This is a genomic window from Clostridia bacterium, from assembly GCA_019683875.1.
Classification (GTDB): Bacteria; Bacillota; Sulfobacillia; order RBS10-35; family Bu92; genus Bu92.
The window spans coordinates 1-10,953 of the sequence record JADGHN010000061.1 but is presented as its reverse complement, the minus strand read 5'-3'; the positions used below and the strand labels follow the sequence as shown (position 1 = coordinate 10,953).

General features: G+C 70.1%; 14 protein-coding genes. All 14 read right to left on the bottom strand.

Annotated elements, in window-relative coordinates; genetic code table 11:
• Positions 1-404: DivIVA domain-containing protein (locus IRZ18_06225; GenBank protein ID MBX5476703.1), on the bottom strand; the 404-nt coding region annotated here is incomplete at its 3' end.
• A 42-nt stretch (positions 405-446) separates the two neighbouring features.
• Positions 447-719 carry a YggT family protein gene (locus tag IRZ18_06220; protein ID MBX5476702.1) on the bottom strand — a complete coding sequence of 91 codons (273 nt, stop codon included), beginning with the start codon at positions 717-719 and terminating at the stop codon, positions 447-449.
• On the bottom strand, positions 720-1,217 hold the full coding sequence (locus tag IRZ18_06215; protein ID MBX5476701.1) for a cell division protein SepF: 498 nt from the start codon (positions 1,215-1,217) through the stop codon (positions 720-722).
• A gap of 62 nt (positions 1,218-1,279) precedes the next feature.
• On the bottom strand, positions 1,280-1,948 hold the full coding sequence (locus tag IRZ18_06210) for a YggS family pyridoxal phosphate-dependent enzyme (GenBank protein MBX5476700.1): 669 nt from the start codon (positions 1,946-1,948) through the stop codon (positions 1,280-1,282).
• A 23-nt stretch (positions 1,949-1,971) separates the two neighbouring features.
• Entirely contained in the window at positions 1,972-2,739 is a 768-nt protein-coding gene (gene pgeF, locus IRZ18_06205; GenBank protein MBX5476699.1) for a peptidoglycan editing factor PgeF, read from the bottom strand.
• Positions 2,740-2,749: 10 nt separating this feature from the next.
• A complete protein-coding gene (locus tag IRZ18_06200; protein MBX5476698.1) occupies positions 2,750-2,989 on the bottom strand; it encodes a YlmC/YmxH family sporulation protein in 240 nt (79 codons plus the stop codon).
• 69 nt (positions 2,990-3,058) lie between these two features.
• A complete protein-coding gene (locus tag IRZ18_06195; protein ID MBX5476697.1) occupies positions 3,059-3,838 on the bottom strand; it encodes a stage II sporulation protein R in 780 nt (259 codons plus the stop codon).
• A 52-nt stretch (positions 3,839-3,890) separates the two neighbouring features.
• Positions 3,891-4,658, bottom strand: a complete 768-nt coding sequence (sigG, locus tag IRZ18_06190) for an RNA polymerase sporulation sigma factor SigG (GenBank protein ID MBX5476696.1) — start codon at positions 4,656-4,658, stop codon at positions 3,891-3,893.
• A 66-nt stretch (positions 4,659-4,724) separates the two neighbouring features.
• Positions 4,725-5,873, bottom strand: coding sequence for a bifunctional cystathionine gamma-lyase/homocysteine desulfhydrase (locus tag IRZ18_06185; protein MBX5476695.1), 1,149 nt, complete (start codon positions 5,871-5,873; stop codon positions 4,725-4,727).
• Positions 5,870-6,766: a cysteine synthase family protein gene (locus IRZ18_06180; GenBank protein ID MBX5476694.1), complete on the bottom strand. Its 897-nt coding sequence runs from the start codon at positions 6,764-6,766 to the stop codon at positions 5,870-5,872. The genes IRZ18_06185 and IRZ18_06180 overlap by 4 nt, the downstream gene beginning before the upstream one ends.
• 94 nt (positions 6,767-6,860) lie before the next feature.
• Positions 6,861-7,592 carry an RNA polymerase sporulation sigma factor SigE gene (sigE, locus tag IRZ18_06175; protein MBX5476693.1) on the bottom strand — a complete coding sequence of 244 codons (732 nt, stop codon included), beginning with the start codon at positions 7,590-7,592 and terminating at the stop codon, positions 6,861-6,863.
• Positions 7,589-8,509, bottom strand: coding sequence for a sigma-E processing peptidase SpoIIGA (locus tag IRZ18_06170; protein ID MBX5476692.1), 921 nt, complete (start codon positions 8,507-8,509; stop codon positions 7,589-7,591). Before IRZ18_06170 ends, sigE begins: the two co-directional genes overlap by 4 nt.
• A 275-nt stretch (positions 8,510-8,784) precedes the next feature.
• The gene (gene ftsZ, locus IRZ18_06165; GenBank protein MBX5476691.1) at positions 8,785-9,840 is read right to left on the bottom strand and encodes a cell division protein FtsZ; all 1,056 of its coding nucleotides are present in this window, start codon (positions 9,838-9,840) and stop codon (positions 8,785-8,787) included.
• Positions 9,841-9,962: 122 nt separating this feature from the next.
• The coding region (locus IRZ18_06160; protein ID MBX5476690.1) for a rod shape-determining protein at positions 9,963-10,953 on the bottom strand (991 nt) is incomplete at its 5' end.

The window sequence follows — 10,953 nt, the reverse complement described above, 5'->3', positions numbered from 1 at the left end:
AGCAGGCTCCGAATCCGCGCGCGAAACTCCTGAGCCTGTCGCTCCAGCGCGGCCAGCGTGGCCCGCGCCTGCTCCACGGCCGCCTGCGCGTCCTGGCGGCGCCGCTCCGCCTCCGCCTGGGCTTCGCGGATGATGAGGTCCGCTTCCTTGCGGGCGGCCGCCTTGACCTCCTCCGCCGTCTCCTGCGCGACGACCAGGGCATTGCGCAACGTGTCCTCAAGCTGGCGGTACTGTTCGACCTTCTGCCGCAGTTCCTCGACCTGCGCCTTGAGGGCGTTGTTCTCCTTGATCAGCGTTTCGAAGTCGCGCACGACCTCGTCGAGGAACTCGTCGACCTCGTCCTCGTTATAGCCGCGCAACGACCGTTTGAAATCCTTGTTGTGGATGTCCAACGGCGTCAGCATTCAGCGCACCCCCGCTTTCGACGACGGATCGCCTCGCCGGGTTTACAGGATTCGATAGAGGAGTTCCACCACCAGGCCATGCACCACGCGCAGGAGAAAGAGGGCGATGATGGGAGAGATGTCGATCCCGCCGGCCACCGGCATGCGGCTGCGGATCGGGGCGAGCAACGGCTCCGTGATCGCATCGAGCACGCGGACGAGATCCCAGTACCACCTCGCCGAAGACGGGAACCACGACAACAGGGCGCGGACGATGATCGCGAAGTAGAGCACGGAGAAGAACAGGTTGACGGTGTTGATGACGACGAGCGTCATTTAGTCTTCGTTCTCGCCTTCCGACCACCAATCGACCTCGTCGCCGCCGGCCGCGTCCACGGACACGCCCGCGGGCAGGAACATGACCACATGCGATGAGACGCGGTACATCGACCCGCCCAAGGCGTAGACGCTGCCGCTGAGGAAATTGATGATGCGCCCCGTCAGTTGACGGTCGACGCCTTCGAGGTTGACGACGATCTGGTGTCCCTCGCGGAGCCGGTCGACGAGCGTCTGGACTTCATCAAACGCCGTGGGATGCCACACGGTGACGCGCGCGTGATTCTGGCCCCGAGCCCCGCCGGCGATCGGCACCAGAGCGCCGTAGCGGGCGGGCCGCTCGGGCTCCGGCGCGGCGACCTCCCGGGAACGGCGCGCGCGGCTGACCGGGCTCGGGCCGGTATTGACGGCGGCTCGCTCGCTCTCTTCCTCGTACTCCTCCTCGACGACCTCTTCGAAGCCGAGGAAGGTGAGGACGCGGTCCCAAACGCCTGACATGATTCCGATCCCCCTCACGCAAGCTTCTCGCACATGAGTCCGTTGTGACCGGCCGCGATCCGTCACCCGTCGACGAAAAGCGCGCGGCCGATACGGACGATTGTCGCCCCTTCTTCGACAGCGACCTCGAAATCCCCGCTCATGCCCATGGACAGCTCCGGCAACTCCAGCCCCGTGGCGTCCCGGGCACGCTCGGCCAGTTCCCTCAAGGCGCGAAAGTACGGGCGCGCCGCTTCAGGATCCTCGACCGCCGGCGGAATCGCCATCAACCCCTGGACGCGGATGCCCGGCAAGCCGGCCGCGTACCTGAGCAGGTCCACGAGCCCTTCCGGCGCCACCCCGCCCTTTTGCGGCTCCCGCCCCACATTGACCTGGACGAGCACCGCCTGCGGCCGTCCAGGGGAGGCCGCGCGGGAGAGCGCCTCCGCCAATCTCGGCCGATCGACAGAATGTACCAGAAAATACAGGTCTTTCAGGTATCTTACCTTGTTGGTCTGGACTTGTCCAACAAAGTGCCAGCGCGCGACGTCGCGGAACCGGTCGACCTTCTCCCGCGCGTCCTGCGCACGGTTCTCGCCGAAGTCCCGGATCCCCGCCGCCACGGCGGCGGCGACCCCGTCGACCCCCACGTACTTGCTCACGGCCACGACGCGCACGGTGGCCGGATCCCGGTGGGCGCGCTCCGCCGCCCTCGCGATCCGCTCCCGGATCGCCGCGTACCGGATTGCGATCGCCTCCGCCCGGGCGTGCAGCGTCACTTGAGCCACAGGGCCGCCGCCATGCGCCCGGTGCGGCCCCCCTCCTTCCGGTACGAGAAGAACCTGTCGCGACGGCAACCGGTGCAGTCCGGGCTCTCCCCCACCTGTGCCGGCGGCACGCCGGCATCGGCCAGCACGCGGCGGTTCGCCGCCGCGAGGCTCAGCCACGCGCGCCCGGGCCGTCCGGGGCGCAGCATCCCCGCCACGATCCCGAACTCCGCCTCGATGCGCGCCACCACGGGCTCGTCGACCTCGTAGCAGCAGTCCCGGATATGCGGGCCGATCCACGCACGCACGCGCTCCGGCGCCGCGCCGAAGCGGTCGACCATGACGTCGACGGCGCGCGCGGCGACACGGGCGACCGTGCCGCGCCACCCGGCGTGCACGAGCCCGACGACGCGCGCTTCCGGATCGACGAGGAACACGGGGACGCAGTCCGCGACCAGGATCACCAGGGTGCAGGCGGGGTCGGCGGTGACGGCGCCGTCCGCCTCGGGCGGAGATGGCGGCCTGCCGTGGGCGCCGCCGACCGCCACCACGTCCGCGCCGTGCACCTGACGCAACCAGACGACGCTTTCGGGCTTCCGGCCGAGAGCCTCGAGCCAACGGCGCCGGTTGGCGTCCACGCGGTCCGGGGCGTCGCCCACGTGGAGCCCGAGGTTCAGCGTGCTCCACGGCCCCTCGCTCACGCCGCCGGCACGTGTGGAAAAACGGGCTTCCGCCGAGGGATGCAGGGGGATGTCGACCATCTCGACCGTGGACATGGCGACCGCCTCACCGGCCCAGGTGGACCAGAATCACGTCTTCACCAATTTTAACGATATCCTTCCAGGGAATGACGAGGTCCCGCTCCCGGCCGAACAGGCCGAAGAACCGCGCCGGGCCGGGGATGACGAGGGCGGTCACGCGGCCGGCGTCGAGGTCGACCTCCAGGTCGTACACGAAGCCCAGACGCCGCCCTTCGACGACATCGATCACGTCCCGCACGCGCAGATCGGAGGCTTTGAAGGACACGCGGCACCCTCCTCGTCCACATCTCTATGGACGAGGAGGGTCAGGTATGACGGGAGTGCCCGGCGGGCGCTACGGTCCAAGCCGCGCCAGGCTGAACTGGCTCCAGGAGCGGGCCACCGTGGCCACCGCCCGCTCGAACCAGTCGCGGACGAACCAGCGCACGTGGACGTCGTCCTGGGTCTGGGTCTCGTCGATGACGAGCACCGCGTGGTCGTGGAGCCGGAACGCCGGCGTGCTGCCGTCGGGCGCTGCCCTGCCGAGGGCCGCCTCGAACGCCGCGACCTCCCGCGGGTCGAGGGAGGACAGGTCCACGGTCGCCGTCGACCCCGTCCACGCCACGCGAACATCGCCACGAAAGTCGACAAGGCCGAGCGGGGGGAACAGCACGCCCCACCAATTGTGGCCCTTGGCCGCGCCCAGCCGCACGACGAGCGCCGGGTAGCGGCCGGGCGGCAGCGTCAGATCGCCCAGCCGTTTGGCCGGGAACCACGCATTCTCGTACGTCACGCGCACGACGTAATCGGCGCCGTGCGCCCGGGCCGCGTCCCGCGCCACGGCGGCGATCGCCGGCAGGTCGGACCGCAGCTCGGCCGCCAGCGCGCGGCCGTCCGGCGCCTTCAGGAAACGGTCGCCGAACGCCGCGAAGACGGCGTCGCGAACCGCGTCCTTCACCCGCTGGTCGGCCGGGTCGTCGCTGTTGGCGATGAAGCGCGCCCGCACGACCTGCGGCGCGTCGATGGACGCCGCGACCTTCGCCACGGGCAGGCTCGCGGCCGACGCCGCCAGGAGCAGAAGCATGCCCGCCGCCAGCCAGCGACGCCCGTCCGCAAGGAACCGCGCCCGCGCCAAGCCATTTCCCGTCTGAAAACGACCCATCTGGAAACGCATCGCACCATCCCGCTTAGACGAACTTGCGCATCTGCAGCAGGGCCGCCTTTTCGAGCCGCGACACCTGCGCCTGGCTGATGCCGATCTCCTCGGCGACCTCCATTTGCGTCTTCCCCTCGAAGAACCTCAGGGCGAGGATCGTCCGCTCCCGCTCGCCGAGCTTGTTCATCGCCTCTTCCACGGCCATGCCTTCGAGCCAGCTGGCTTCGTGGTTGCGGTCGTCCGAAATCTGGTCCATCACGAAGATCGGGTCGCCGCCGTCCTCGTAGATCGGCTCGAAGAGCGACACCGGCTCCTGGATGGCGTCGAGCGCGTAGACGACGTCTTCGCGGGGCATGTTGAGCTCGGCGGCGATCTCGTTCACCGTGGGCTCGCGCGACAGCCGGTGCGTCAGCTGGTCGCGCACCTGCAGCGCCTTGTAGGCCACGTCCCGCAACGAGCGGCTGACGCGGATCGGGTTGTTGTCACGCAGGTAGCGGCGGATCTCGCCGATGATCATCGGCACGGCGTACGTCGAGAAGCGCACGTTCTGGTCGAGGTCGAAGTTGTCGATGGCCTTCATGAGGCCGATGCAACCGACCTGGAAGAGGTCGTCGACCGGCTCGCCCCGGTTGTTGAACCGCTGGATGACGGACAGCACGAGGCGCAGGTTCCCCTGCACCAGCGTCTCGCGCGCGGTGCGGTCGCCCTGCCGAAGGCGCTTGAACAGCGCCCGCATCTGTTCGTTCGTGAGCACCGGAAGCTCGGCGGTGTTGACGCCGCAGATCTCGACTTTGTTCATGAAGGGTTCCCCCCGAGCGGGCCTCAATCGCCCGTCGGGGGGAAGTATGGTCGGGGACGGACGGGGTTATACGGGCAGCCCGGCGAAGGCGGTGGCGAGGTCGTCGATGAGGTCGTCGACGTCTTCGACGCCGACGGACAGGCGCACGAGGCCGTCCGTGATGCCGAGCTCCATGCGCCGCTCGGGCGGGATGGACGCATGCGTCATGCGCGCCGGGACCGAGATGAGGCTCTCCACCGCGCCGAGGCTCTCGGCGAGGACGAAGAGCTGCGTGCGCGTGGCGACGATCTCCGCCGCCTCAGCCGACGCGAGCTCGAACGAGAGCATCCCGCCGAAGCCGCGCGCCTGCCGGCGATGGACGTCGTGCCCGGGATGCTCGGGGAGCCCCGGGTAGTGGACGGCGCGCACGGCCGGTTGCGCGCGCAGCCATTCCGCGACACGGCGGGCGTTCGCCTCGTGCGCCTCCATCCGCAGCGCGAGCGTCTTGATGCCGCGCAGGAGCAGGTAGGCGTCGTGCGGGGCGAGGACGCCGCCCATGGAGTTCTGCAGGAACGCCAGCCGCTCGCCGAGCTCGGCGTCCCGCGCCACGACGAGCCCGGCGACGAGGTCGCTGTGCCCGCCCAGGTACTTCGTGGCGCTGTGCACGACGATGTCCGCGCCGAGCTCCAGCGGCCGCTGCCAGTACGGCGTCATGAAGGTGTTGTCGACGATGAGCAGCGCGCCGCGCGCCCGGCACAGCTCCGCGACGGCCGCGAGGTCGGTGATCTTCATGAGCGGGTTCGACGGCGTCTCCACGTAGACCGCCCGGGTGTTCGCGCGCATCGCGGCCTCGACGTTCGCCACGCCCGACGTGTCGACGAAGTCGACCTCGATTCCGAAGCGTTGGAACACCCGGCTCAGCACGCGGTAGGTCCCGCCGTAGACGTCGTCGCCGCAGACGACGTGGTCGCCCTGCGAGAACAGTGAAAAGACGGCGGTGATCGCCGCCATGCCCGAGGCGAACGCGATCCCTCGCGCGCCGCCTTCCAGGTCGGCCGCCACCGCTTCCAGCGCGGCGCGGGTGGGGTTGCTCGTGCGGGCGTACTCGTACCCCTTGTGAAGCCCCACGCCGACCTGCCGGAAGGTCGAGGTCTGGTAGATGGGCGTGACGACGGCTCCGGTCAACGGGTCTTCCGGCGCGCCGTGGATGAGCCGCGTGCGGAACTTCCAGGTCAATCTCCCACCGCCTCTCCGAACGAATAGATCCCCTGGCTCAGGTACCGCTCGCTGCTGTCGGGGAAGATCGTCACGACGCGCAGCGGGCGCGGGCCCGTCCACTTGTGGGACTGCCGCACGACGGCCGCCAGGGCGGCCCCGCTGGAGCTGCCGGCCAGCACCCCCGCCTCGCGCGCGAGGCGCTCCACCATCGCGAACGCTTCGTCGTCCGGAATCGTCTCGATGTCGTCGGCCAGGCTCATGTCCAGGGTCGGGGTGATCGCCTCGACGCCGATGCCCTCGGTGCGGTGCGGACCCGGCTGGCCGCCGCGCAGCACCGAACCGACCGGCTCCACGACGACGGCCTTCAGCCGCGGATTTTGCTCCTTCAGATAGCGCGCGCAGCCGGTGAAGGTCCCCCCGGTGCCGGCGCCCGCCACGAACAGGTCGACCCGCCCACGCATCTGCGCCCAGATCTCCGGCCCCGTGGTGTAATAGTGGGCTTCCGGATTCCACGGGTTTTCGAACTGCTGAGGGATGTAGGCGTGGCCGATCTCTTCCGCCAGCTCCCGGGCTTTGCGGGCCGCGCCCAGCATGCCCTCCTCGGTGGGCGTGTGGACGATCTCGGCGCCGAGTGCCCGCATGAGCGCCTGCTTCTCCACCGAAAACTTGCGCGGCACGACGAAGATCACGCGATAGCCCCGCCCGCGGGCGGCCAGCGCCAGGGCGATCCCGGTGTTGCCGGCCGTGGGCTCGATGATCGTGGCGCCGGGCCGCAGGAGCCCCGCCTCTTCCGCGCGCTCCAGCATGTAGACCCCGATCCGATCCTTGACGCTGCCGCCCGGATTGAACATCTCCAGCTTCGCGTAGCACTCCGTGCCCAGCGCCAGGCCGAAGCCGCGCAGCCGCAACATCGGCGTGCGTCCGACGAGCTCGCGCACGTCGTCGACGACCGGGCCCGCATCGACGCGATCCGACGGTTTCGACGCCTCCACCCGACTCCTCCCGTCACTCCATGTGGGCCATTTCCTTCCGCAGGCGGCGGATGATCCGCTTCTCCAAGCGCGAGATGTACGACTGCGAAATGCCGAGGTGGTCCGCCACCTGCTTCTGCGTGCGCTCGACCCCGTCCTTCAGGCCGAAGCGCAGCTCCACGATGTTCCGCTCCCGCCGCGAGAGCTTCTTGAGCGCCTCCCGCAACAGCATGCGGTCGGCCTCCTCCTCGACGTTACGATACACCAGGTCGGGCTCCGTCCCGTGGATGTCCGCGAGGAGGAGCTCGTTGCCGTCCCAGTCGACGTTGAGCGGCTGGTCGAACGACACCTCCGTCTTGGTGCGGTTCGTCCTCCGCAGGTACATCAGGATCTCGTTCTCGATGCACTTCGAGGCGTACGTGGCCAGCTTGATGCGCTTCGCGGGATCGAAGCTGTTCACCGCCTTGATGAGTCCGATCGTGCCGATCGACACCAGGTCCTCGATGGCGATGCGCGTGTTGTCGAACCGGCGCGCGATGTACACGACGAGGCGCAGGTTGCGCTCGATGAGGACGCTCTTGACGGCCGCGTCCCCGTTGGCCAGCCGCGCCAAGAGATATTCTTCCTCCTCCGCCGACAGCGGAGGCGGAAGCGCCTCGCTTCCCCCGACGTAATGGACCGGCAGCCGGTACAGGCCGAGCGCCTCGAGCCACCGGACGACCTGGATCCGAATCCAAAGACGGACGCGCGTCGGCGTCGCTGTCACATGATTCCGCTCCCTTCCATGGGTTCGGCCGCGACGAGTTCCGTGGGCACCAGGGCGGCGAACGCCCCGCCGGGGTCCAGCGGATCCGGGGAGAGGCCGACGAGGATCCCGTCGTGCACCCAGCGGCGCCGGCCGGCACGCAAACGCACGCGGTCGGCCTTGAGCGCGACGAGCAGCCCGCGCCGCGTGCCGAGCGCCTCGAACGGCACAAGCCGCAGGCGGCCGGCCAGGTCCGTCGTGGAGGCGACCTCTTCCAGAACTGACCAGTCCTCGACGGCCCGGCGCGGGTCGCGCGGCCAGGACTCCGGCAACAGGTCCGCCATGGCGGAGACGCTGGCGACGACCACCGGAGCCGCCGTGAAGGGATCCCGCAACCGGTTGCCGCTGTCGACGAGACCGCGGCACGACGTCGCCCGCTGCCCGACCTCCACGGTGACCTCCACGGTCTCGACCGCCGTGGCCCGCCGCCAGCTCCACAGCCAGCTGGCCATCAGCGCCAGGGCGCCCAGCGACCCCGCCAGCGCCCACCACGGCACCGGCCCCTGCCCCGAGGTCCAGTAGCCGCTCTGCCACGCCCCGACCGCGCCCAGGCCGAACATGTCGAAGGCGAGCGTCATGCCGGCCACCAGCGCGGCCGAGGTCCACAGCCAGCCGACGAGTCGAACGAACGCGACCGGGCGGACCGGGGCGAAGGCGACGGCGACCATCGCCAGCGACGACGCGAACTTGCCGGGGAAGGTGTACGCCGCGGAGGATGGTTCGAGGTAGAACCCCAGGGCGTAGCCGGCGCCGAGGAGCGCGGCCAGGGCCACACGCCAAATCCGGACGCGCACGCCGGCGAGGCGGGCCGCGGCCAGGAGCAGCGCCGCGTCCACGACCGCGTTGACCAAGAGGACGAGATCGCCGTATACGATCATCTCCGTCCCCCTCGCACGGCCTTCTGGACATGGGTATGCCGGTCCAGCGCCGGCTAGACCGGACCCCGGCGCCGGGGCACGCCCATTATAGGAACCCCGCCGTGCGGAGTCTGTCGCATCCGGGAAGGCCGCGAGAGACGGCCCGGGGCCTCTCCCGCATGACACGCACGTGGCGTCTGGTGGATCCGGGGAACGCCCGTGGGGACGGTGAAGGTGCAGCGTTTGAAGAAAAGAGCCCCCCGCGGGAGCGGCGCCCGCGGGGGGCCAACGTGCGATCAGCGGCTCTTTCGGCGCAGGAAGGCGGGGATTTCCAGGTCGTCCGCGGCGAACGGGGCGATGTCGAGATCCTCGACCTTGGCCTTCGCGCTCCGCGTCCCGGGGTGATCGAAGCCGGTGGCGATGACCGTCACGCGGATCTCGTCCTGCAGATTTTCGTCGATCACCGCGCCGAAGATGATGTTCGCCTCGGGGTCGGCGGCCTGGGCGATGATCTCCGCGGCCTCGTTGACCTCGAACAGGCCGAGGTTCGGGTCGCCCGTGATGTTGAGCAGCACGCCCTTGGCGCCTTCCACCGACGTCTCCAGGAGCGGGCTGGAGATCGCGGTGTGCGCGGCTTCCGCGGCGCGGTTCTCCCCGCGCGCCACGCCGATGCCCATCAGCGCGGTTCCCGTGTCCAGCATGATCGTGCGGACATCGGCGAAGTCGAGGTTGATGAGGCCCGGCACCGCGATCAGGTCGCTGATGCCCTGCACGCCCTGGCGGAGCACGTCGTCGGCGATGCGGAAGGCCTCCATGATCGAGGTCTTCCGCTCCACCACCTGCATCAGGCGGTCGTTCGGGATCGTGATCAGCGTGTCGACGCTGTTGCGCAGGTTCTCGATGCCCGCCAGCGCCTGCTGCATGCGCCGCCGCCCCTCGAACGTGAACGGCTTCGTCACGACGCCGACCGTCAGCGCCCCGGACTCCTTCGCGAGGCGGGCGATGATCGGCGAGGCGCCCGTGCCGGTGCCGCCGCCCATGCCGGCCGTGATGAAGACCATGTCGGCGCCCTTGAGCGCCTCCGCGATCTGGTCCCGGCTTTCCTCCGCGGCCCGCGCGCCGACCTCGGGGTTTGCGCCCGCGCCGAGACCGCGCGTCGCCTCCGACCCGATCTGGATCTTGACCGGCGCCTCGCTCAGCGCCAGCGCCTGGGCGTCGGTGTTGATGGAGATGAACTCGACGCCGCGCAGGCCTGCGCGGATCATGCGGTTGACGGCGTTGTTGCCGCCGCCGCCCACCCCGACCACCTTGATCACCGCGTAACGGCTATCTTCGAGATCGAAATCCAGCACGCTTAGCCCTCCTGTCGACCGCCGACGAGACCGTTCCTATCCCGAACATCATATCGGAAATCGCCTTCACGACGTTGAACGAGTTCTGCCGCCGCGCTTCCAGATCCTTCGCGCGGGGCTCCCTACACGAGGCCCGCAAGCCAAGCCATCAAGCGGCGGGCGATGCTCGCCGGGGCGTCGGCCACAGGGCGCGCCCTGGCGGATGGTGCGGCGCCGCGCGCCGCAAGGCGCAAGAGGCCGACGGCCGCCGCGGCCTGCGGCGATTCCAGCGCGGCCCAGCGCTCGTCGCCGAGCTGGGGCACGCCCAACCGCACCGGCAGATCCCACACGTCCATCGCGCGCTTCGCCAGCCCCTTCAGGGAGGCCCCACCGCCGGTGAGGACGGCGCCCGCGCCGAAACGGCAGCGGGCGCGGGCCTCCTGAAGCGCAGCCCGCACGGCCTCGAGGATCTCGTCGACGCGCGCCAGCACGATCTCCTGCACGAAGGGCAGTTCCACGACGCGCACGCCGTCTTCCGCCGCCACCTCGACCGTCTTCTGCACGAGGGCCCCGTCCACTCTCGCGTGCCGCCGCTTCAAGGTCTCGGCGGCCGCCCACGGAATGCCGAGACCGATGGCGAGGTCGTTCGTGATGTACGCGCTCCCCAGGCCGATGGACGCCACGTGGACCGCGCGGCCGCGATCGAACGCGGCCACGTCGCACGTGCCGCCGCCGATGTCCACGACCGCGACGCCGGCCTCCGCCTCCGCGGGGTCCAGCACGGCCTCCGCGGCCGCCAGGGCGTTGAGCGAGATCGCGGCCACGTCCAGTCCGGCGGCCGACGCGGCCTCCCTCAAAAGAGCCAGTTGGCCGGCGGGCGCCGTGACGACGAGCGCACGGCAGGCGAGCTCCGTTCCCGGCCGGCCCACCGGCTGATGCAACCAGCGGCCGGGCTGGGTGGCGAAGCCGTGCTCGACGACATGCACCGTTTCGCGCTGTCCCGGCAGGCTACCCTCATGGAACAGGCTGCGCAGGGCCCGGACGTCCTCCCGGCGCACCCGTCCCTCGGGGAGCGGAACGGCGACCTCGGCGACCTCCGCATGGACGTCCGCTCCGGCGACGCCCAGCCATACG

Coding starts and splice junctions, on each gene's coding strand:
- pgeF (MBX5476699.1), bottom strand. CDS start 2,739: ATGTCCACGGTCGAGATGGTCGACATCCCCCTGCATCCCTCGGCGGAA.
- IRZ18_06180 (MBX5476694.1), bottom strand. CDS start 6,766: ATGTTGCGGCTGCGCGGCTTCGGCCTGGCGCTGGGCACGGAGTGCTAC.
- sigG (MBX5476696.1), bottom strand. CDS start 4,658: ATGAACAAAGTCGAGATCTGCGGCGTCAACACCGCCGAGCTTCCGGTG.
- IRZ18_06220 (MBX5476702.1), bottom strand. CDS start 719: ATGACGCTCGTCGTCATCAACACCGTCAACCTGTTCTTCTCCGTGCTC.
- IRZ18_06170 (MBX5476692.1), bottom strand. CDS start 8,509: ATGATCGTATACGGCGATCTCGTCCTCTTGGTCAACGCGGTCGTGGAC.
- IRZ18_06215 (MBX5476701.1), bottom strand. CDS start 1,217: ATGTCAGGCGTTTGGGACCGCGTCCTCACCTTCCTCGGCTTCGAAGAG.